General features: G+C 65.4%; 16 protein-coding genes and 1 pseudogene. 13 read left to right on the top strand and 4 right to left on the bottom strand.

The features are described from left to right. Window positions 1-10: 10 nt before the first annotated feature. Together AC5Y4F_RS25220 and AC5Y4F_RS25215 are read right to left on the bottom strand one after the other, a co-directional pair. A complete protein-coding gene (locus AC5Y4F_RS25220; RefSeq protein WP_231986262.1) occupies window positions 11-343 on the bottom strand; it encodes a hypothetical protein in 333 nt (110 codons plus the stop codon). Between the two features lie 26 nt (window positions 344-369). After that, complete coding sequence (locus tag AC5Y4F_RS25215) at window positions 370-1,899, bottom strand: putative alpha/beta hydrolase (RefSeq protein WP_499999302.1); 1,530 nt, start codon at window positions 1,897-1,899, stop codon at window positions 370-372. Between the two features lie 132 nt (window positions 1,900-2,031). Here AC5Y4F_RS25215 and AC5Y4F_RS25210 point away from each other — a divergent pair, with 132 nt between their 5' ends. The 11 genes and pseudogenes from AC5Y4F_RS25210 (at window position 2,032) to eccCa (ending at window position 17,732) form a co-directional block, all read left to right on the top strand. After that, the gene (locus tag AC5Y4F_RS25210; RefSeq protein ID WP_499999299.1) at window positions 2,032-3,474 is read left to right on the top strand and encodes a CCA tRNA nucleotidyltransferase; all 1,443 of its coding nucleotides are present in this window, start codon (window positions 2,032-2,034) and stop codon (window positions 3,472-3,474) included. Window positions 3,475-3,498: 24 nt separating this feature from the next. Next, complete coding sequence (locus AC5Y4F_RS25205) at window positions 3,499-4,011, top strand: pullulanase (protein WP_499999297.1); 513 nt, start codon at window positions 3,499-3,501, stop codon at window positions 4,009-4,011. Between the two features lie 39 nt (window positions 4,012-4,050). Next, a complete protein-coding gene (locus tag AC5Y4F_RS25200; protein ID WP_499999295.1) occupies window positions 4,051-6,030 on the top strand; it encodes a putative alpha/beta hydrolase in 1,980 nt (659 codons plus the stop codon). A gap of 121 nt (window positions 6,031-6,151) precedes the next feature. Next, on the top strand, window positions 6,152-6,487 hold the full coding sequence (locus AC5Y4F_RS25195; protein WP_499999293.1) for a DUF2563 family protein: 336 nt from the start codon (window positions 6,152-6,154) through the stop codon (window positions 6,485-6,487). Window positions 6,488-6,895: 408 nt separating this feature from the next. Then, window positions 6,896-7,309 carry a hypothetical protein gene (locus AC5Y4F_RS25190; protein ID WP_499999291.1) on the top strand — a complete coding sequence of 138 codons (414 nt, stop codon included), beginning with the start codon at window positions 6,896-6,898 and terminating at the stop codon, window positions 7,307-7,309. A gap of 411 nt (window positions 7,310-7,720) precedes the next feature. Further along, window positions 7,721-7,823 (top strand): annotated as a pseudogene (locus AC5Y4F_RS25185) (hypothetical protein); the annotation flags it as partial. 1,346 nt (window positions 7,824-9,169) lie between these two features. Continuing rightward, a complete protein-coding gene (locus tag AC5Y4F_RS25180; protein ID WP_499999341.1) occupies window positions 9,170-9,889 on the top strand; it encodes a DUF5631 domain-containing protein in 720 nt (239 codons plus the stop codon). A gap of 92 nt (window positions 9,890-9,981) precedes the next feature. After that, entirely contained in the window at window positions 9,982-10,890 is a 909-nt protein-coding gene (locus tag AC5Y4F_RS25175; protein ID WP_499999289.1) for a hypothetical protein, read from the top strand. A gap of 285 nt (window positions 10,891-11,175) precedes the next feature. Next, entirely contained in the window at window positions 11,176-12,024 is an 849-nt protein-coding gene (locus AC5Y4F_RS25170; protein ID WP_499999339.1) for a transglycosylase SLT domain-containing protein, read from the top strand. 2 nt (window positions 12,025-12,026) lie between these two features. Beyond that, on the top strand, window positions 12,027-13,514 hold the full coding sequence (gene eccB / locus AC5Y4F_RS25165) for a type VII secretion protein EccB (protein WP_499999287.1): 1,488 nt from the start codon (window positions 12,027-12,029) through the stop codon (window positions 13,512-13,514). A 3-nt stretch (window positions 13,515-13,517) separates the two neighbouring features. Beyond that, on the top strand, window positions 13,518-17,732 hold the full coding sequence (gene eccCa / locus AC5Y4F_RS25160; RefSeq protein ID WP_499999285.1) for a type VII secretion protein EccCa: 4,215 nt from the start codon (window positions 13,518-13,520) through the stop codon (window positions 17,730-17,732). On the opposite strand, the gene AC5Y4F_RS25155 is transcribed toward eccCa, so the two are convergent. After that, the gene (locus AC5Y4F_RS25155; protein WP_499999284.1) at window positions 17,713-20,568 is read right to left on the bottom strand and encodes an MMPL/RND family transporter; all 2,856 of its coding nucleotides are present in this window, start codon (window positions 20,566-20,568) and stop codon (window positions 17,713-17,715) included. The genes eccCa and AC5Y4F_RS25155 overlap by 20 nt on opposite strands. Continuing rightward, window positions 20,561-20,941 carry a hypothetical protein gene (locus AC5Y4F_RS25150; protein ID WP_067930667.1) on the bottom strand — a complete coding sequence of 127 codons (381 nt, stop codon included), beginning with the start codon at window positions 20,939-20,941 and terminating at the stop codon, window positions 20,561-20,563. Before AC5Y4F_RS25150 ends, AC5Y4F_RS25155 begins: the two co-directional genes overlap by 8 nt. A gap of 133 nt (window positions 20,942-21,074) precedes the next feature. Between AC5Y4F_RS25150 and AC5Y4F_RS25145 the strand changes: the two genes are divergently transcribed. After that, window positions 21,075-22,292 carry a sensor histidine kinase gene (locus AC5Y4F_RS25145; RefSeq protein ID WP_067930664.1) on the top strand — a complete coding sequence of 406 codons (1,218 nt, stop codon included), beginning with the start codon at window positions 21,075-21,077 and terminating at the stop codon, window positions 22,290-22,292. Continuing rightward, entirely contained in the window at window positions 22,289-22,945 is a 657-nt protein-coding gene (locus tag AC5Y4F_RS25140) for a response regulator transcription factor (protein ID WP_067930769.1), read from the top strand. The genes AC5Y4F_RS25145 and AC5Y4F_RS25140 overlap by 4 nt, the downstream gene beginning before the upstream one ends. The last annotated feature ends 1 nt before the right edge of the window (window position 22,946 follow it).

Raw genomic sequence — 22,946 nt, 5'->3', positions numbered from 1 at the left:
ACAACACCTTTCAGCGCAAGACCAAGTACGCGTAAACAATTCCACCGATAAACACGGTCGCGGACGATCCCGCAATGCTCAGGGCAAGACCGCGATTGCGCGGCGACGACGACTGCGCGAGTGCGGCGGCGACCGCAAGAGACACCAGCGTGGTGATCGCGGCGGCGACGAACATCCAGCTACGTTCGGTGAGTCCGCGCTCGGTTGCGAAGGGTCCCTTGCCCAACCCCCACATCACGACAAGAAGCAACCCGACGACGATCTGGACGACGAACGGCGACGACAATGTTGCCGTGCGCCATGCACCCGCGTCCAGGTCACGAACTCGAGCAAAATACGACATGTCTTGCTGCTTTCAGTAATTCGCGGTCATGCGGGAACCGCGGTCCCGGTGGGCAGGGTAGGAACCGAGGGTATGTCGGTAACCAGGCCGAAGTCGATCGGGGGCAAAGGAGCCGGCACATCATATTTCGTGTTCCAGCCATTTGAATCGAACGGCGCGAACGCCTTGCCGCCGAGGGGGCCGACGTCGTGATGGCCGGGCAGGTTGAAAGCCGGTCCCCATGATCGGCCGGATTGAGCCGGGTCGATCAGTGCTGTGCGGGTGCCGCCGTTTTGCGAGTCTTGATACACCTCCAAGGAGGGGTAATCGGTGCGCGTCCCGTTGACCTGGACACCCCCTTGTCCGGGGGTGAAAACCAGGTCGCCGTTGACCGTTACTGTATGGCCCGCAAACGGCCCGGTGGGATCTCCGGTGACCCTTGGGGCGAAAGGGTTGCCTGCGTCGTACTTGATACGAACGGATCCATCGCAAAGTTGCGTCACGCTGCCTTTGGGTATGCCGACCTTGACCCGACCTGGCTCGCCGGTGGAGGTCTCCTCGACTGAAGGGTTCTGCCTTAAGACGATGAGCCCGTTTTCGTAGTCGATGTAAGTGGTGACCTTGGTGTCTTCAGGGTCGAAGTTGGGATTGGGTCCCCGGTTGTTCCCAAGGTCTCGCTTCCACGGCGGAAAGCTGGTGACGTCGCGTTGTTCAATCCATTGCGAGACACGGACGACGCCTTGCCCGGGCACCGGGCGAATCTTCACCACTCGGATCTGCGATTTAGCGCCCTTGAACATCGGGTCGTAAGTCTGCTGATCGAGAGCTGCCGCAGTCTCCCAGTCGGTGGCCGAAGTCGGTTCGCGGCCGAAGACTTGCCTGAAGGCCTCGATCTGGTTGTGCCGCCGCTCCTCATCTTGGACGTTCTGCGTAGGCCATTCCGGGATGTCGCCGTCCAGGGCTTGGATCGGTGGCTGATACCCGTCCTGGTTGTGCAGGTTGGCCAGCGAGGTGTGCAGCCGCCTAGAGTACCGACCGCGGACGCGCTTGAGGTTGCTCAGCGAAGCCTTGGTGTCGCCGACTGCATGCTTCTCGAGTCCATCGATGTAGTGCTCCAGCAGTCGCCTTTCGAAGACCGTCAGCGCCAGGTTGTTTTCCAGCTCGACCGCCTCACCGATCTGATCGTCGAGACCTTGGAGCGCGCCTTCGAGCGATGAAATCTCGCCCTTTCCCGATCGTTGGGCCTCGGCCAGTGCGGCTGCGATGTTTTCCAGATCGGCACCGATTTGGGGCAACTGAGCTGTCTGTACCCCGAGTGAGGTCGTAGCCCGCTGAACCTCGGCCGACTCGTTGATCGGATTCTCGCCGTTCTCCCGCGTCCAAGCTTTGTTGAAGCGAGTTCGCGCCAAGTTGAATGCTGCTTCCGCTTCCGCCGTGGCTCGACCGGCGTCATGAAACGCTTTCGCGAGGTTCGAGATCTGGGCCGGCCGCCCGCTCTGCAATGTGGCGTTGATCTTCCACGGGTCTCCACCCGCGAACGCGATCAGTGCGCCCTTGCTTATGAATCGGAGATGCACCGGACGGTCCCCCAGTTCGCCTTTCTTGTCGCAGTAACGCTACTGACGCTCCGCGCCGGGTCAATTCACCTTTGGTGACTGCGAGGCTCCTCACACGGGCTTTTCGCCCGCGGCCGACTAGGCTGATCGAACGTGCCCGACGCCGCCCAGGATGCCGACCTGTTGACCGCCGCCGCGGTCGCGCTGAATCGGCATGCGCCCATGCTGGCCGAACTCGGCTCAGCGTTCGGCGCCGCGGGGCATGAGCTTTATCTCGTAGGCGGTTCGGTACGGGATGCCTTACTGAGCAGGTTGAGCCCCGATCTGGATTTCACCACCGACGCACGCCCGGAGCAGGTGCAGCAAATCCTGCGGCGGTGGGCCGACAACCTATGGGACACCGGGATCGAATTCGGCACCGTCGGCGTCGGAAAGGGCGACCAGCGCCTGGAGATCACGACCTTTCGCGCCGACACCTATGACCAACAGTCCCGCCATCCCGAGGTGCGGTTCGGCGACCGCCTCGCGGACGATCTGGTGCGCCGCGATTTCACGGCCAACGCGATGGCCGTGCGCATCACCCCGGAGGGACCGGGCGAATTCCTAGACCCGCTAGGCGGTTTGGCGGCACTGCGCGCGCGGGTGCTGGACACACCTGCCGAGCCGGAGGTGTCCTTCGGCGACGACCCACTGCGGATGTTGCGCGCGGCGCGGTTCGTCTCGCAGCTCGGCTTCGGTGTTGCACCGCGTGTGCGAGAGGCGATCGATCAGATGGCCCCGCAGCTCGCGCGGATCAGCGCCGAAAGGGTCGCCACCGAACTGGACAAGCTGTTGCTCGGCGATGACCCGACGGCGGGCATCGATCTACTGGTGCAGACCGGCATGGGTGAGGTGGTGCTGCCCGAGGTCGGCGGCATGCAGATGGCCATCGATGAACATCACCAACACAAGGACGTATACCAGCACTCACTGACCGTCTTGCGCCAGGCGATCGCCTTGGAGGACGACGGCCCGGACTTGGTGTTGCGTTGGGCCGCGCTGCTGCACGACATCGGCAAGCCCGCGACTCGGCGCCACGAAGCCAACGGTGGCGTGAGCTTTCATCACCACGAGGTCGTCGGCGCCAAAATGGCCCGAAAGCGGTTGCGGGCCTTGAAGTATTCGAGGCAGATGGTCGAGGACGTCTCGCAACTGGTCTATCTGCATCTGCGGTTTCACGGCTACGGCGATGGGAAGTGGACCGATTCCGCCGTGCGCCGCTACGTCACCGATGCCGGCCCGCTGCTGCCTCGGCTGCACAAGCTGGTGCGAGCCGACTGCACGACCCGCAACAAGCGGCGGGCGGCGCGACTGCAGGCCAGTTACGACCGACTCGAGGCACGCATCGCCGAGCTGGCCGCCCAAGAGGATTTGGCGCGGGTGCGACCCGATTTGGACGGCAACCAGATCATGGAGCTCCTCGGCATCCCGGCCGGTCCCCAAGTCGGCGAGGCGTGGCGTTATCTGAAGGAGCTCCGGTTGGAGCGCGGACCGTTGGACCACGACGAGGCGACCGCGGAACTGTTGGCGTGGTGGCGGTCTCGTGGGAACGACTAGCGGCATCCGCGCGTCCGAATACGCATGGACTACTGCATAGCTGGCGATAACGGCGCTGCCGCCATTTGGCACGCGCAACCCGACCTCGACCTGGACGGCGACGGGCGGTTGGAATCGATCGGTATTGATTTCGACCACGACGGTCTGCGCGACGACGCACTCGCCGATCTCGACGGCGATGGCGTCGTCGATCACGCCGTGCTGGACATCGACAACGACGGCACCCCCGAGGCGTACTTCACCGACGACGGATCCGGAACATGGGCTGTGGCCATGGACGGGGGCGGCGGCCAGCTGCGCTGGTTCGGCCTCGATGGTGTCGAGCACACCGGCGGTCCTCTGGTCGACTTCGACGGGCACGGGCGCGCCGACGCTCGCCTCGTCGACACCGATGGCAATGGGCTGGCCGACCGTGTTCTGCGATCTGACGAACGCGGCGTGACCGGATACGTCGACACCGATGGCGATGGCAAGTGGAACGTCCGGCTGACCGACACCGACGGCGACGGTCTCGCCGATGGAGCGAGCGCGCTCTGACGGCAATTCGGTGCCTTAACGCGCTTCGTCGGGGACCCGATGCAACTGCGCCACCTGAACATTCCGTTTCTCGTTGCCGAGGCGGTCGGCGATCCCTGGTCGATCGACGCCAGTATGCAAGCCGGAGCCCCAGCGCAGATCTCGGCTCTAGCCAAAGCCTTTCGTGACGCCGGGGTAAGCACCGTGGAGGCCAGCTTCGCGTTTGAGGCTGCCCGTCGCCGGTTCGAGGCGTCGTGGAATCACCAGAATGGTGAGCATCCGATCAACGACGTCGACGAGGTACAGCGCGCGACCCGCTCTCTCGGCCTGCAGGCCGAGCGATTGCCGGAGATCGCAATCGCTTTGGAGAATATCGCCGCCGCGTTGGCCGAGGCGCAACGCGCCTCCGCGTGGTACCTCGCTGCGCTGGAGTACGACCTCGAGGACATCGACGCCGAGCTTTGCGACGCTTTCGCGGACGACGACCACTGCGCGGCCGACAACCTGCGCGGGGACGCTGTTACCGAGGTGAACGCAATAGTGCAGGTGCTTCGCCAGATTCGCGATCGGTATTCGGCCATGCTTGCAGCGGGGCTAAGGCATCTGCGTGCCGAGGGGGCCGATCCGGCGGAGGTTCAAGGTGTCGACAAGCTGTCGATTCCATGGCCGGGCAACAGCCCAGAAGAAGTCAAACGATGGTGGGACGCGTTGAGCGCAAACCAGCAGCGTCTGCTGATCGAGCAGCACCCTTACGAGTTGGGCAACCTCAACGGCGTACCGGCGGAGACGCGTGACTCGGTGAACCAGGCCGCGATGAAAGACAACCTGCGCAGGGTCGAAGACGCGGTCCGCCAGCGTGGGCTCGATCCCTCGACGCTCCGAGGCGACGCGCTCAACGACCGGAATGCGGACGTGTTCTCCAACCCAGGCGATTATGGGCTTTGCGCCACAGACATCGCCCGATACCAAAATGCGGTGAAAACAAACGACTTCCTCGAGCGCGACAAAGGGTCCGACGCATCTCGCGGTGTCCCTATTATGTTGTGGGCGTACGACCCGCTGGCGTTCAACGGCAAGGGCAGGGCAGCCATCGCGATCGGCAACCCGGACAAGTCCCGCAACACGGCGGTCATCGTCCCGGGCACCAACAGCAGTGTGCGGGGAGGGTGGATGTCCGACGGGACAGACGACGCCCTCAATCTTTATGAGCAGTCGATGAAGGCCGACCCTCGCCATACCACCGCTGTGGTGGCCTGGATGGGTTATGACGCACCAGAATTCGACCACCCGCACTGGCAGCAGGCCCTCACCGACCCATCGATGTTGGAACAGGTGGGCACCCCGTGGCGGGCACGCCAGGCGGGCGCGCTGCTGGCCGCCGATGTCAATGGCCTTGGCGCCACCCATGAGCCGTCGACTCCCGCACATGTAACGGTTCTCGGCCATTCCTACGGATCCACGACGGTGGCTGACGCATTCGCAAACAGCGGCATGCGGGCCAATGACGCCGTGCTAACCGGTTGTCCAGGAACAGATTTAGCGCACAGCGCCGGGGACTTTCATCTCGACGGTGGCCGATTGTATGTGGGTGCCGCTTCGACCGATGCGGTCAGCTGGATCGGCGATTCGGGTACCGGACTCCCGAATGGCTTGAACGCGACGCTGGACCAACCGCTGGGCCCATTGGCCGGGCTGGGCACCGATCCCGCTCATGCAGGTTTCGGGGAGGTGCGGTTTCACGCCGAAGTCGCGGGCTCGCGCAGCGTAGTGCCGTGGTTCACCGACCACTCGCACTATTACGACGTGGGCAGCGAATCGCTGCACAACATGACCGAGATCGTCACCGGGCACGGCGATCGCCTGTCCGGCGAAGGCATGCTGGCGCGTGATCGATCCGCAGCGCGCATCGCCCTTCCTTTCCAGTTGCATACCCGCTTGGGGACGGTTTCGCTGCCGCACGTCGGGATCCAGGTGCCCGTCACCGTCGATCCGGAATGGGATCGACCCGCGCGATCGGTCACCAATGGTCATGGGTTCTAGCGATGGCTCCCATTGGCGGGCGGTTCAGGTGAATTGACCACTCCCAAAGTGGCATTTAGCTTGATCAAATGGCGTACGCGGCCGGGAGGCTGTGCTCGAACCCATCGCGTGAACGGAAGGAGTGCCAGTGTTCGTCGATGCGGAGCTGTTGCGTTCCGGAGGCAACCAGTCGCACCGCGCAGGAGGTCACGCCCAGGACGGGGCGGATCAGTTGGCAGGCGGAACCGTGGCATCGGGAATGTTCGGTGACTTCGCGGCGGCCGACGCCTTCCACAGTGCGGTGTCGGCAGCGCACGGGCACCACGTGAAAACCCTGCAAGGCCACAGTGAGACGCTCACGGGAGTCGGCGCCAAGGCGCACCATGCGGCCAACGGGTTCACCAGCATGGACAAAAACAACGCCACCGAAATGCAAGCGCTGCGACCGAGTTCGGGTCCCTCGGCGTTGAACGTGTAGACAGTGGCCGTGGCGCAGGGCTCACCCTTCGCGTCCGGCTGTAGTGCCCCCTATGGGGCGCCGGTAGGGGAGTGGGCACTGAGCAATCGCGCCGCAGCCATGTTCAGCACGTAGCAGGCGATCACCTCTGGCGCAAAGGCAAGGATCCCGCCCACAAAACCCTGGTTACAGCGATCAGTCGATGGGAGATGCAATAGCTGGCCGGGTCGCTCAGGCCCATCCTCGGGATACTGTCTTGATAGCTACCTGGCGATTGAAGGAGGGTTTATGGTGGGGGATTTGCCTCCAGCTCCTGGGAGTGGACCGGCCGCAAGCGCTCCGAACCCAACGCAATGGCCAGTCGGATTTCCCAACCAACCGCAACCACGCGCGCGGACGTGGCCGTCGGTGCTCTTAGCGGGGGTAGCCATGATATTGGCGATCACTGCACTGATTGCAGCCATGACTCGACAAAGTGCTACGAGACCATCACCTGCGAGCGCTCCACCGACCTTCAGTGCGGCTGCAGCAACTGCCGCTCAACGCCAGTTGTGCGATACCTACAAGCTCGGCGCGCAGGCAGTACAAGCGGATACGAACGGCCACGATGTCGCGCTAGGCCGCATCGCACTTACCAATGCTGCGGCCATGCTCGATGACGCGGCCGGCAACCCAGCCCTCGGCGCAGCATATCGCGATCCCGCCCGCGCGTTAGCCGTGTCGTATCGCAAGGGGACGGCTATGGGAAGTAGGGACGTTGCTACCGATACACAGTTTCAAGCCGCACTTGACGACATCAACGCGAAAGATGCTGCGATGAAGCAGGTGTGCGGTGGCGGCTAACCCGGACGTGCGGATCCGGCTAATATCTCCGAGCGCCCCGTCCTTCGCTAGCCCTCCTAACGGCATTGTGCTGACCGCGTCAGCAGATCGATGGCTAAGCCTTCAACAGGGCAGAGCAGTGTAAGTCGAGCACTGCCAAGATGAGTGCCGTGGCATTCAGCCTTGCCTGTATAGAAAGGTGCCGGCAAGCTGCGTCAGATTCGAAAGCCGTTGAAGAAAATGCATTCCAAGTGAATTGCTGTCTTACGGTTGCCTGCCGCACCATTGACATTGAAGAGTGAATGGGGCCCGGGTCAACTGTCTCGTACAGGACGTCGTGACTAGTAAGGAGTATCTGTGCTACCGAGGCTGAATTTCAAGAGGGGGTCGGCGAGGTGAACGCCAAAGATGCTGCAGTGAAAAAGGTATGCGGTGGCGGTTGATCTCCCACCCGGTAAGTGGTCAGCTGCGCTCGTCGGTGCATGGTGGCCGGCTCCGTCAACGACTCTGCGGGCAGGCGCACAGCACTGGAGCCAGGCTTCGGCGAAGCAGCAGGGATACTCCCAACATCTGCGCAATAAGTGGACACACATCGCGGCCCATAACGAGGGTCACACGGCCGATGACCTCGTCTCCCGGTATCAGGAGGGCGAGAAGTTTCATCTAGATCTCGCGGAGAAATATCGGACGAAGACCTCGGCGTTCAACTCGGGCGCGGACGCCATCGATTATTTGCGCAGCCGCTTGTCTGAAATAGCGAATACTGGCAATAAGGAAATAGATGAAATCCTTGCCTCCAAGAAGCCGCCCCCCGAGCAATTAGCGGAAGTGCAAGCTGTCCAGGCGCGCTGCAACGCCGATGCGGCGAATGCGAGCCGAGACGCGGTCGACAAACTTATGGCCGCGACGCAGAAAATCCTCGATGCTGAAGGTGGCGGGGGAGACGCTCGGAGTTGGGCGAAGGCAAACGGATTCAATGTTGAGGACGTTTCGCCGCCGAAACCGATCAGCCAGCATGACTTGAATTCCGGGGGTGGCGGTGTTGGTGGCAGCGGGGTCCGTGGCGATGGAGGAGTGCCGCCGCCTGCCGGGTTAGCGGGGCAGGCACCGCATGCGGCCGCAGGTGGTGGCGGCGTACGCAGCGGTGGAGGCGGACACCCCGGCGGGTCATCGGGCGGGGCCGTTCCTGCATCAGTCAGCGGGGACGGTGTGCGCGGGGGTATCGCAGGCCCTAGTACTCCGGCTTCGCCCGCGGGTATCCAAACGCCCGGCGGTGGCGTACCCGCATCGCCGGGGATGCCCGGGGTGCATGGCGCGCCTGTTTCGGCGTCACCGGCTGGTCTAGGTCAGGGCCTGCAGCCTGGGTTGGGACAAGCCTTCACCTCCGGCTTGGCGACCGGCCAGACGACAGGGCCTGGTGGGCAAGCGTTTACGGCGGGGCCCCTACAAGCGATGGAGACCGGCAGCCCGCAAACTGCGCCGACTACGCCAGCAGTGACGCCGACCGTACCCGGTGGGGGAACTTTCATTCCGACAAGTACGCCGGTCGACGCGCCCCCGGCGCCGTCACCCGCGCCAGCGCCCACCAGCGGCGGCGCTTCAGTTGCGCCGGTCATTACCGGTGGCTCATGGTCGTCACCCGCGCCGACCCTAGGCGCAGCATCCATTCCCTCAGGACCGTTGCCCGCCTACGGTTCTGACCTGCGCCCGCCTGTCGTGGCGCCCCCGTCAGTGCCTGCTACGCCGGCCGGCCCCGTGTCGGGCGCGCCAGTGGCGTCTTCACCGGCATCATCTCCATCTGCGGGCGGGCCACTTGTCTCGCCAGTGGAGCGGACGGCGTCCGGGGCCGCGGCGAGCCAGGCCGGCGCGGGGTCATCGACCATGGCCGGTGCATCGGCAGCCTCCGCGGCGACGGGCGCGACGGCTGGCACGGTGTCGGCCAGGACGGCCGAACAACAACGGTTACAGCGCCTCGTCGACGCGGTGGCCCGCCAGGAACCGCGCCTGTCGTGGGCGGCAGGGCTGCGCGACGACGGCACCACGACGCTGCTGGTCACCGACCTTGCCGGAGGCTGGATTCCGCCGCACGTCCGGTTGCCAGCCCACGTAACACTGCTCGAGCCAACGACGCGACGCCGTGATGCAAACTTGGTGGATTTGCTAGGCGCCATCACGGCCGCAGCTGCCCATCACGCCAACACATATGTCGGCGAGCCGGGTCCCGACGAGCCCGCGCTCAGCGGTGACCGGCCCGCCCGCTCGGCGGCGCCTCAAGTCGATGAGCTCGGGCCCACCCTGGTCGATGCCGTGCGTCGCCGCGATGGTCTGCCACGTATCGCCCAGGCCGTCGCGGCGCCCGCGGTGCGGAAAACCGGCGTCCTGGAAAGCGAAACCGAGATGTTGCGCGTATGCGCCGCAGCAATTCAGCATTCGGTGCTAGCGGCCTATCCCAATCACGACCCAGAGGTGGTCGGAGATTGGATGCTCCTGGCGGCCATCGAGGCACTGATCGACGGCCATGAGTACCTCGCGAACTATCACTTGGCGTGGTTCGTCGCAATCAGTCATCGGAGTGGCCACATAGGCCGGATCTCGACCTGAATACCGATTACGTCGTGCTGTGACAAAATGTGCTAGATCCGACGCCGAGGGGCTTTGAGCACTTGTGGATCCGAATGGGGTGGAGGTGAATTATGGGCGGTCCAGGGCAGAACATTAAGCAGTCTCCGGGCTCGACGGTTGACGGAGTCCCGGTGCACTTGCCGGTCCCCGGTCCAACTCCACCAGGTGGCACCTCAGTCGCCGACGGTTGGCAGAGCGCCTTGGGCGGCGTCGGCAACGCTGGCGTCCCCAAAGATGCCGCGGACGCCGCAGCTGCAGACGCCGACCGTCGCGCCCATGCCGCCGATGCCGAAGCTAAGTTCCCGGCCAACGAGGCAAATGGGCAGCAGGAAATGCAGATGGTCCAGCAGACGCTGCAGGGCGTTACTGGTGCGATCGGCGGCGCGATCGGCGGCATCATGGGGCCGCTGACCCAGCTGCCGCAGCAGGCGATGCAGGCCGGCCAAAGCGCGTTCCAACCCTTGATGAGCGCGGTTCAGGGTGCCCATGGCGCCGCCCTCGCTGACAACGCGCATCTGGTCGACAGCGTCGGCAGTGGCGCGGGCTCCGGCCTGGGCGCCGGTTCCGCCGGCGGCGGTGGGGGCGGCCTCGGGGGTGGCGGCACCACTCCAGCCAGCTCGCTGGGCCCACCGCCGGTGCCAACGTCGTCCCCGCCAACCACGCCGGCGGCCGCGAAGGCGGCCATGATGCCGCCAACCGGAGGGATACCGGTCATGCCGGGCCAACCCGGCATGACCGGTATGCCGATGATGCCGCCTGGCGCGATGGGCGCCGGTGGCGAGGCCGGCACCAAAGACAAGCCGGCCGAGAAGCGGGTCATGGCACCGGGTGTGCCTAACGGCCAGCCGGTAAAGGGCCGCTTGACGATTCCCCCGAGCATCCCGGGCAGCAAATCCGGTGAGGCCAAGCCGACGGTGGTTACTAATAGGCCCAATCGCCGGATCGTGATCATGCCGTCCGAGGACGAGCCGAAGGAATAGGCCTCCTCCAGCCCAGGGGAAGGTGAGTGGTCGCGCAGTTCGCCCGGCAGTAAGGTCGCTACGTAATCGCGGCCGACCCAGCCCTGAGCGCGGGCCTGTTGGGTCGCCCGTTATTGACAGCAGAACTGTCGATACGTGCATGCTATTGAGCACGTCGGCAGCGACCGCGGATCACGCGGCCAGGAAGGGTGTGGGAGTACTAACGCGAGTGGCCGGCAAGGATGCGGCGCCCAGAGGGCGCGCAGGTGAATCACGGCGGGGAAGCCGGTGACAGATCCGCTGAAAATGCGAGCGATCACGGTGTTGGCTCGTGCCCACGATCTGTTCGCGGGAACCGCCACGGACCACGGCATCGGTGGCGCGCCGATAGAGACGCGGGCGCGCGCTGAGGCGATGACGCATTGTCCTGGTGGGCTGCCCGGCGCAGCGGCCGCGCGGTCGGGCTCCTCGATATCACGGTTGGCGCGCTCGGCACATTCAGACCGGACGCTCGGACAGATCATCACCGCGGCGCGGTCCGATCACACCCAGGGCCGTGCGGCGACGCGGACGGTGCTCGACGCCGCCTTAACCGACACGACGCCGGCCGCCGATACGCCGATGGGCCGACGCGAGGCGGTCGCCCGTATGGCGGACCGGCTGCGGACCCAACATCGGCACGTCGCCGGATCACGCCGGCGCGCAAAGCTGCTCGCGCTGAAACTGCGACGCTTGCACTACCTTCGAGGGCGGTCGATGCACAGAAACCAGGCCAGCGGACGCCCGGCGGTGCTGGCAGCCATCCGTAAAGCGTTGGACATCAAGGGTATTCATGACCCGGCTGCGCGCGCTCGTTGGGAACGCGGCATGGACCTGGTGGCTCGCCGCGAGTCCAATTACAACGCGACTGCAGTTAACGACTGGGATTCCAACGCGGCGCGGGGCACACCGAGTAAGGGTGCCTGGCAATTCATCGCGCCAACCTTCGCGGCGTACCGCCAGCCGGGGACCTCGCGCGACATCCACAATCTGGTAGCGCAGGCGTGCGCGTTCATCAATTACGCGATGGGCCGCTATGGGGTGGCCGCCGACGCATCGAATCTGGCCGATCGAATTCAGCAGGCCGATCCTCACCGAGCGCCCAAGGGGTACTGAGCATGCCGCTGAGTTTGTCTAACCGGGACCAGAACTCTGGGCACCTGTTCTATAACCGACGGTTGCGCGCCGCGACCACCCGTTTTTCGGTGCGCATGAAACACGATGACCGCAAGCAGACCGCCGCGCTGGTGTTGTCGGTACTGTTGGTGGCCATCGCGTCGGGATGGATGCTGCTGCTGAATGTTCTCAAACCCACTGGCATTGTCGGTGATTCGGCGATCATCGGCGACCGCGATTCCGGGGCCCTCTACGCCAGGATTGACGGCCGGCTGTACCCGGTGTTGAATTTGACGTCCGCCCGGCTGGCGACGGGGACGGCGAATCAGCCGACGTGGGTGAAACCGGCTGAGATAGCGAAGTATCCGACCGGACCGCTCGTTGGCATCCCTGGCGCGCCGGCAGCGATGCCGGTTCATCGAGGGGCGACGTCGGCGTGGGCGGTGTGCAACACGGCGGGGCGACCACGCAGCCCCGAGCGGCCGGTAGTGACCTCGATCGCGGGACAACTCGACGGCTTCGACCGCGCCACACCGCTGAGTGATGATGCCGGGGTGTTGGTCACGTTCGAGGGCAACACTTTTGTGATCTGGGGCGGCAAACGCTCGCAGATCGATCCGACGAACAGGGCTGTCACGCTGAGCTTGGGACTCGACCCGGGAGTGACGCTGCCGGTGGAGATTTCGCGGGCGCTCCACGACGCATTGCCGGCGACGGAACCGATCGGCGTGCCCGCGGTACCACTGGCGGGCACGCCTTCGACATGGGTCTCGGGCTCCCAGGTCGGCGCGGTGTTGCAGTCCCAAACGGCCAGCGGCGGCAAGCAGTTCTATGTGCTGTTGCCCGACGGGGTGCAAAAGATCACCAGCTTCGTTGCCGACCTTCTGCGCAGCGCCAACTCCTATGGCTCGACAGCGCCCCGCGTGGTTGCTCCCGACGTGCTGGTCAACATCCCCGAGGTGTCCTCGCTTGCGGTGGACTATTACCCGACCAAGCGTCTGAATTTCATTGATAGCGCAGCCAATCCGACTACCTGCGTGGGGTGGGAGAAGGGCTCGACGGATCCGCAGGCGCGTGTTGTGGTCTACAACGGCCGCGGACTTCCGACGCCGTCATACCTCGACAACCGCATCGTCCACCTGGTGCGTGACGACCGCGACCCGGCCTCGGTGGTCGCCAGCCAGGTGCTGGTGTTGCCGGGCGCCGCCAACTTCGTGACGTCGACCAGCGGTGTGGTCACCTCCGATTCGCGGGAATCGTTGTTTTGGGTTTCCGACAATGGGGTTCGGTTCGGCATCACCAATGACGACACGACGTTGCGCGCGCTGGGGCTGGACCCGGGATCGGCAGTCCAGGCCCCCTGGCCGCTGCTGCGGACCTTCGCGACGGGCCCGGAGTTATCAAGGGACGCAGCGCTGTTGGCGCGGGACACCGTCCCGGCGTTCGGCAAGGTGGCTGTGGTGACCACATCGGCGAAGCCCGGAGGCTAGAGAATGTCCAAAAAAGCATTCCCCATCAACCGTGTCAGGATCGAGCCGCCGAAACCGGTGCGGGTAGCACCCAGTGCGCCGATCGCGCTGCCGGAACGCGAGCCTCGCAACATTTGGGTGATGATCGGAGTGCCGGCGCTGATCGTCGCGCTCATCGGCACCATCGTCATGCTGTACGTCTCGGGTGTGCGCAGCCTGACCACCGGCTTCTTCCCCCTGATGGGCATCGGCGCCTTCAGCATGCTGGCATTCTCCGGCCGCTTCGGGCGTGCCCGCAAGATCACTTGGGGCGAAATGGAAAAGGGCCGCCGCCGCTATCTTCGTGAGCTTGACAGTAACCGCGATGAGATCCAGACCGCCGTGTGCGCGCAACGTGAATGGCAGAACTCCGTGCACTCCGATCCCCGCGGGCTCGGTGCCATCATCGGCGGCCCCAGGATGTGGGAACGCGGGCGCGCCGACGCGGACTTCCTGGAGGTGCGCCTAGGCACGGGTGTTCAACACGCACCCGACTCGGTACTGTCAGTGACATGGCCCGACATCGCCTCCGATGAGGAGCTAGAGCCCGTCACGGGGCAGGCCCTTCGCGATTTCATCCTGGAGCAGCGCAAGATTCGCGATATCGCCAAGGTGGTCAACCTACGCTCGGCGCCCGGATTCAGCTTCGTCGGTGCGGATCTGGATCGGCTGCGCTCGCTGATGCGCTCAGTGCTGTGCGCCCTGGCGGTGTTCCACAACCCGCGCGACGTCAAGCTGCTCGTGGTGACCCGTAACCCCGAGGTGTGGTCGTGGATCATCTGGCTGCCGCACAACCTGCACGATGAGCTGTTCGACGCGTGCGGGTTCCGGCGTCTGGTCTTCGCCACGCCCGAGGAACTCGAAGAAACGCTCGGTGCCCAGCTGCACATGAAGGGCAAACGCGGCGCATGGGCGCCGCTAGCCGCGGTCAGCCCCACCGCGATGGGCTCGACGCTGGAAACCGGCACGGACATGGTCGATCTTGGCCCGCACCTGGTGATCGTCGACGACAACACCGGCAGCCCCGATGCCTGGGAGAGCGTGGTCGGGCAGGTCGGTAAGGCGGGAATCACTTTGCTGCGCATCGCCTCCCGCATTGGTACCGGCGTGGGCTTCGCCAACGACCAGGTCTTCGATCTCAGCGAGCGCCACAGCGTGCCCAAGGGAGCGGTTAACGGTGATATAGCTCTGCACCGCGTCGGTTCCGACGCCGACGACGAGGACGACCGCCCGGCACCGCTGCTGCGGGTGCGTAACAAGTTTTTCGCCCACGCCGACCAGCTTTCCGTGCACCGCGCCTATCGGTATGCGCGGGCCATGGCCCGTTGGTCGCCGACGAGCCGCAGTGAGATCGCCGACTCGGTCAGCGGCGCAACCGAACTGCTGCGGGCCCTGGGAATCGGTGACCCACGCGACCTGGATGTCGACCGGTTATGGTCCGAGCGGCGGGGGCGCGGCGACGAGCGTTGGTGCGAGGTCCCGGTCGGTGCCAAACCCAACGGTGAGCTGCAGAACATCATCCTCCGTGCGAAAGACTTCGGCGGCTTCGGGTTCCACTCGGTGGTCATCGGCACCAGTGGCTCGGGTAAGTCGGAATTCTTCCTGTCGTTGGTCTACGGCATCGCGCTGACCCACTCGCCGGAGACGTTCAACGTCATTTTCGTCGACATGAAATTCGAATCGGCGGCGCAGGACATCTTGGGCATTCCCCATGTGGTGGCGGCGCTGTCGAACCTCGGCAAGGACGAACGGCACCTGGCCGAGCGGATGCGCAGGGTCATCGACGGTGAGATCAAGCAGCGCTACGAGCTGTTCACTTCGGTGGGCGCGCGCGACGCCAACGACTACGAAGAGATCCGGCTCGCCGGACGGGATCTGCCCCCGGTGCCGGTCCTGCTCGTCATCGTCGATGAGTACCTGGAACTGTTCGCCAACCACGAGAAGTGGATCAATCTCATCATCCACATCGGCCAGGAGGGCCGCGGCGCCAACGTGTTCTTCATGCTCGGTGGGCAGCGGCTGGACCTGTCGTCGCTGCAAAAGGTCAAGTCCAACATCGCGTTCCGCATCGCGCTGCGCGCCGAGTCCGGCGACGACAGCCGCGAGGTGATCGGCTCGGATGCCGCCTACCACCTACCGTCGAAGGAAAACGGTTTCGGCCTGCTGAAGGTGGGACCGCGTGATCTCGAACCATTCCGCTGCTTCTATCTTTCCGCCCCCTTTGTGGTGCCGAAGGCCAAGGAGGTGGCCACCACCGTCGACATGACCTTGACCAAGCCGCGGCTTTACAACTGGCAATTCCAGCCACTGGACGCCTCCGACGCCTCGGCGTTGGAAGCAGCCGCCGCCGTAGACGCCGAGCCCGACGAATTCCTCTACTACGAAGATGGTTTCAAGCGGAAGAAGATCGTCGACGTGCTGCGCGAGTCGTTGCACGACGTGCCCCACCGCTCACCGCGCCGACCTTGGCTGGAGCCATTGGAGGAGCCCGAGTCCATCGACGCCCTGGTCGCGGGATACCGCGGCAAACCCTGGCACGTCGACTACGGACACAACGCGGGGTTGATGTTCCCGGTCGGTGTCATGGACATCCCGGAAGAGTCCAAGCAGATCGTCCATGCGGTGGATGCGTTGCGCAGCAATGTGATCGTGGTGGGTGCCAAGCAGCGCGGCAAGACCACCACGCTGATGACGCTGATGTGCTCGGCGGCAACGATGTACAGCCCGTCGCGCGTGACGTTCTTCTGCATCGGCGGCGCCACCCTCGCCCAGGCCGCATCGTTGCCCCACGTCACCGATATCGTCTCGCCAAAGGACGCCGAGGGTATCGAGCGCATTTTAAGCAGCATGGACGCGTTGATCGACGCCCGCGAGGACTCGTTCCGGCGCCTCAAGATCGACCTCGACGGTTTCCGCGAGCGCCGATTCGGCCCGGGCAGCGACGGATTGGGCGGCACCGACGCCGGCGACCCGTTCGGCGATGTCTTCGTGGTGGTCGATGACTACGACGACCTGTACTCGAAAGACACCGTGCTGGGCGACCGCATCATCTCGCTGAGCAGCCGCGGCCCCGAATACGGGGTGTACCTGATGTGCAGCGCCGGCGGCTGGATTCACGGCCAGCGACAAAGCCTGCTGCAAAACGCCACCGCGCGCATCCAATTGCGGCTGGCCGACCCGAGCGAAAGTCAAATGGGCCACTCGTCGCTCGAGTCACGCGACGCGGCGCGGCGGACGCTGAACCGGCCCGGCTTCGGCCTGACCGACAGCTTGCACGAGCTACGGGTGGGTGTTCCGGCCCTGACCGATCCGAACACCGGCGCGGTAGTGAGCATCGTCGACGTCGGCGCACGCATCGCGGATGTCGCCGGAGTCACCAAGCACGCCACCCTGCAGCGCCTGCCGCAGCGGGTGGCGCTGAAGGCGATTCTGGACTACGAGGCCGCGCACCCCAGCGGCGATGACCTGTCGATCTCTTTCGCCATCGGCGAGCGTCACGAATTGGGCCCGGTTCCCATCAGGCTGCGCGAGAGCCCCGGTTTGATGATCTTGGGACGGCAAGGGTGCGGAAAAACCCTGTCGCTGGTCGCCATTGGTGAGGCGATCATGAACCGATTCAGCCCCGAGGAAGCGCAGCTGACGCTGATCGACCCCAAGACCGCACCGCACGGTCTACGGGATCTGCACGGACCGGGTTACGTGCGCGCATACGCCTACGACCAGGATGAGATCGACGAGGTGGTCACCGCACTGGCCCAGCAGGTCCTGCTGCCGCGGCTGCCCCCGAAAGGGCTGAGTCAGGAGGAGTTACGCGCACTCAAACCCTGGGAAGGACCGCGGCACTTTGTGCTCATCGACGACATCCAGGACCTGCGCCCGGATCAGAGCTACCCGCCCAAACCCCCGGTGGGCGCGGCGCTTTGGAAGCTGATGGAGCGTGCGCGGCAGATCGGGTTGCACGTCTTCACCACCCGCAACAGCGCGAACTGGGCTACGCTGCAAATGGATCCATGGATGCGCTTCCAGAACTCGGCGAAGGTCGCGCAGCTGTACATGGACAACGATCCGCAGAACCGGATCAACCGAAACGTCCGCGCGCAAACACTGCCGCCGGGGCGCGGACTGCTGGTCAGCGTCGACGGAGACGTCGAAGGCGTTCTGGTCGGGCTGCCCTCGTCGGTTACACCGCCACCGCAGTAACCAGCTGCGGCTCGGGCGTTTTCATCGACGACGGGACGGTGTGGCGGGGAAGCGGACTCGGCCACCAGAACCACCGGCCCAGTAGCGTCACGATCGACGGCACGATGAACGTCCGCACCACCAGCGTGTCCAGTAGCAATCCGACCGCGATCGTCGTGCCGATCTGGGCGATGCTGAGCACGCTGCTACTCAGCAGCGCCAGCATGGTCAGTCCGAAGATGACACCCGCTATCGTGACCACGCCGCCGGTACCGCCGAACGCCCGGATGATGCCGGTCTTCAGGCCCGCCGCCGCTTCCTGTTTGATGCGCAACGCCAGCAGCAGGTTGTAGTCCGCGCCGACGGCGGTCAGCGCGATGAAGGCGATCGGGGCCACGGCCCAGTGCAGGTCGTGATGGAGCAGGTGCTGCCAGATCAGCACGCTGGCACCGACGGCCGACGCGTAGGAGGTGACGACGGTCCCGACCACGACCAGTCCCGCGACCGGGCTGCGCAACATGGCCGTGACGATGAGGAAGATGAGAACCAGTGCGGCACACACCAGAAGCGTGGTGTCCCCGGCGACAAAACGCTGCAGATCGGCGGTTACCGGTCCAACTCCGGCGAGGTCGACCTCGGTCGGAGTCAGGGTGCCTTCCTTGGTGGCCTCCCTGATGGCGGCGCGCACCTGGCCCGCGCGCTCGACACCGTCGGCACCCCACTCCGACCCATCGCCATACACCAGCAGGTAAGCGGCACGGCCGTTCTCTGAGACCAGGTGGCCCAGCGCCGTGGTGTACCGGGGGTCGGTCAACGCCCGCTGCGGCATGTAGAAGTCCGCCGCTGCGCTGCCCTGAAACTGTGTGGCGATCTCGTTCAGGTAATCGGTCAGCCGGTGCATTTGGGGCCCGAGCGCGTCGGACAGACTCAACAAGTCGTGCGTGGCCGAACGCGCTTGCCCCAACGCATCTCGCATCGATGCCGCACTCTGCGGCAGGGTCGCCATCGCGGCGGCGGCCGTGCTCGATCCGCTGGTGAGCTTGGCCGCGCCCGAACCCAGGTCGGCGGATGTCTGCACCAGGCTATCGACGGGCTGGAGTACCCGGTCCACTGTCGAGCAGATCGGATTGGTGGCGCAGTCGGGGGTGCGCCCGACGAAGTCCCGCAGCGGGTCGAGGTAACCCGACACCGTAGTGACATTTTGCTGCAGTCCGTCCATCCCGGCTCGCATTTCTTGCGCGGCGCCGGACATGTCGGCCAATCCGGCACTGCCACCGCGCAATCCGCTGCCCAACCCGTCGACCGCAGCCTGGGTCTGCGCCAGCGCACTGTCCAGTTCGGAGACTCGCTTGAGGCGCTGCGTCAGCGAATCCATGGTTTCACCGAACTGACGGCCGAGCACACCGGCCTGATAGCTCAACGTCGCCTGTTCGGGCACCTTGCCATCGGGGCGGCTGGCGGATTGCACCGCACGCACCCCGGGCACGGCCATGATGTGGCGGGTGATTCGCTCGATGGCGATCAGGCCGGCTGGATTGCGTAGGTCGTGGTCGGCCTGGATTGCGATGACATCGGGCAGCAGTGCGTTGGCCGCGAAATGCCGGTCGGCGCTGGCATAACCACGGTTAGAGTCGGCGGACGACGGCGTGGCAGCGGGTTCGTTGAAGCCGACCCGCATGCCGACCAACGGCAACGCGACCAGCAGGGTCGACGCCAGCGCAGTGACCAGGATCGGTCCGGGCCACCGCGCCACGGCCGTTCCGACACGACGCCAGCGATGCGCCGTTTTCGACGGACGCGGCTCGAGATACCCCCGGCGTATCGCCAGGCTCATGAGCGCGGGCGTCAGGGTCAGTGCCGCGACCATGGTCGCCAGAATGCCGATCGCGCAGGGCAACCCGGCGCTGCGGAAGGCGCCCACCTTCGCGAAGACCAGGCACGCCAGTGCCACCGACACGGTGAGCGCCGATCCAATTACCACGGGCGCGATGGACCGGTAGGCCTGCGTCAACGCCTGGGTCGGAGCCACGCCGCGGCGCCGGCCTTCGTGGTAGCGGCCCACCAGGAAGATCGCGTAGTCGGTCCCCGCGCCCAATGTCATGGCGGCCATGAGCGCCACCGAAAAAAGCGACACCTCAACCACATTGGCCTGGCCTAGGGCGGCGACGACGGCGCGAGCCAGAGCCAGCGCGAGTCCGACCGAGATCAGCGGGATCGCGGCTGGGATGGGTGATCGGTAGACCACCAGCAGCAATAGCAGAATGAGCCCGATGGTGGCGCCGGTGATTTTGAGCATCTGCCGATCGATCGCGGAGAATTCGTCGACGATTGTGGCACCGGGACCCGTGACATGGACTACCAGGCCCGGCGGCGGTGAGAGCTTTTGGACGGCCCCGCGCACGGCGTTCACCGAATCACGCGCCTGCGCGGTGCCCAGCATCCCGGCCAGCCGCACCATCACGCTGACCGCCTTGCCGTCCGGGCTCTGCGCGCCGGCGGCGGTGGCCTGCTGCGACCACAGGTCGGTCACCGCATACACGTGGCGCCGATCCGAGCCGAGCGATGTCGTCAGCGCATCGTAGAACCGGCGATCCTGCGGCGCCAGCCGCTGATTGCGTTCCAGCACAACGTAAACGAAGTTATTGCTGGGCGTCTGGTTGAATAGCCGGGCGGCCCGGGCGGCGGCCACCGCGCTCGGCGCGCCGGTCGGCATGAAGGACCGGGCATGGGAGTCCACGACCCGCTCCAATTGCGGGACCGCCACATTAGCGATTCCCGCCGCCAGGACCCATAGGCCGGCGACGAGGACCGCGTACCGGCTGGTCAGACGCGCAAGGCTGCCCGTTCGGTCATGCAACGGTCTGCCGATCACTGGTGGGCCCGCCGAACAAGCCCACGGCCACATGCTCACCACGCGTGAGGGAGCGCACGCGCAGCGAGCAGCGGGTGCCGATCTTCACCAACGCGTGCAGCCCGGGATGGGCGGCTTCGAGATCGGCACGCACCTGTTCGGCCGAAGCGCCCTCGTAGGCCGCCTGATCCAGTTTGGCCACCAGCATCGTGATCCATCGGTGGCCGAGTGAAAGCATCAAGCCCTCCTTGTCGCCGAACAGCTCGGGCACCTCGGATGACTTGTCGATCAACGCAAGTGCCGCCTCGGGGTCCGTCTCGGCGGCTCGTATCACCTCGGCCATGAAGGCCATGCGGTCGTGCAGCAGTGTCCATGTCATGACTCGACGCTAGGAGAGCAGAGGGTCGGCGCGCGTCGTGCCGAAGTGCAGTCTTTGTCTCCTACCACGGGCGGAGACGCATGCCGACCGCAGGAGGATGTGATGAGGCGCCGAGCTCTTTTAGGATTGGACGATGTTGCATGCCGCAGCGAATTACCTGCGGGAACAGGTGCGTCGACGAAGCGAGCTGATTCCCGTCGGTATCACGTGGGCGGCCTTGATCGCCGTCGATGTCTCGCTTTTGCTCGGCGGCACGATCGGGACGCTGCAACGGCCCGCCGCCGATCTGCCCGTGGCGCTGACTGCGTTCGCCATAGCCCTGTCGCCCGAGGTGGCGTTTTTCGTGTTCAACACGAAGATCACCCCGTTGCCGTTGTGGGCAACCTGGTCGGCGTCCACCGCGCTGACGCTGTTCGGCACGTCCACGCCCATTCACGCCGATTTCGCACCGGCGCTCTTGGTGTTGATGGTCTTGGTGGTCTCGACGTTGGCATCAGTCTTGGGCGGCTTGCTGGCAACCATGTCGGCCGTCGCGATGTTGCTCACCGCGTCCGCCCTGCACCGCCTGGACGCTGTGGTGCTGTACCTGGGTTTCATCGGGACGGGCTGGCTGCTCGGTTACCTGATGCGCACCCAGCGGCTGCTGCTGGCGGAACAGATTGCGGCGCAGGACATGTTGGCCGAGCACGCCGCCGCCGACGAACGTCGCCGCATCGCGCGCGAAGTACACGATGTCATCGCCCATTCGCTGAGCATCACTCTGTTGCACGTGACCGGTGCGCGCCGCGCGCTGCAGCAGGACCGCGACGTCGATGACGCGGTCGACGCCCTGGAGCAGGCCGAGCGGCTGGGCCGCCAGGCGATGGCAGACATCCGACGTACCGTCGGACTGCTCGACAACTGGCCGGCCAAGACCGCGCAGACCGCTCCCGAACCCGGCATCGACGACATCTCGGTGCTGGTCGAGGGTTTCCAGCGGGCCGGTCTGTCCGTCTCGCTCTGCGTCGAAGGGCCTACCGATCACGTGTCCGCGGCAGCCGGCCTCGCGCTATACCGCATTACCCAGGAGTCACTGGCCAACATCGCCAAGCATGCTCCGGAATCGAAAGCCGGTGTCATGTTGGATATCTCGTCGGCCTCGGCGAGACTCGCCATCACCAACCGGCTTCCCGCGGCGGTGGTGGCCGCGCAATCGGTCGAGGGCCGCGGCGTGCGTGGCATGCGCCAGCGGGTCGAGCTGCTCGGCGGGGCCATCGACGTGGGCCCCACCGGCGACGGGTGGGCGGTGTGCGCCGAAATCCCGTTGCACGAAGGCGACGCCGCCTGGCGCCAATGGTGGTGCAAGGCATGATCGACGCAACGCCCGAGATCACCGTGCTGCTCGTCGACGACCAGGACTTGGTGCGCTCGGGCCTGCGCCGGATCCTGCGCCGCAAGGACGGTTTCGCCATCGTCGCGGAGTGCGCCGACGGTGACGAGGTGCCGGGCGCGGTGGCCGAGCACCGGCCCGACGTCGTCGTGATGGATCTGCGGATGCGCCGCGTCGACGGGATTGAGGCGACGCGCAGGCTGGGCGGCCGGCCGCCGGTACTCGCCCTGACGACCTTCAACGAGGACGAGCTGTTATCGGGAGCACTGCGTGCCGGCGCGGCCGGTTTCGTGCTCAAAGACTCGTCCGCCGAGGAACTGATCCGCGCGGTGCGGGCTGTTGCCAGGGGCGACAGCTATCTCGATCCCGCGGTCACCTCGCGCGTGCTCACCACGTACCGCGAGGCCGCTCCCGGTCCCCGCGGCGCCGCGATCGGGGAGCTGACCAGCCGCGAACTCGACGTCCTGACGTTGATCGGCCAGGGTCTGTCGAATACGGAGATCGCCGACAAATTGTGCATCTCAGGCGTCACGGTCAAAAGCCACGTCGGGCGGATCTTCGGAAAGCTCGATCTGCGGGACCGGGCCGCCGCGATCGTCTACGCCTACGACAACGGCATCGTCGCACCGCGCTGAA

The sequence above is a fragment of the Mycobacterium sp. NGS56 genome (genome assembly GCF_059812425.1).
Note: the sequence above shows the minus strand (reverse complement) of the source record. Positions and strands in the feature narration are given on the sequence as shown.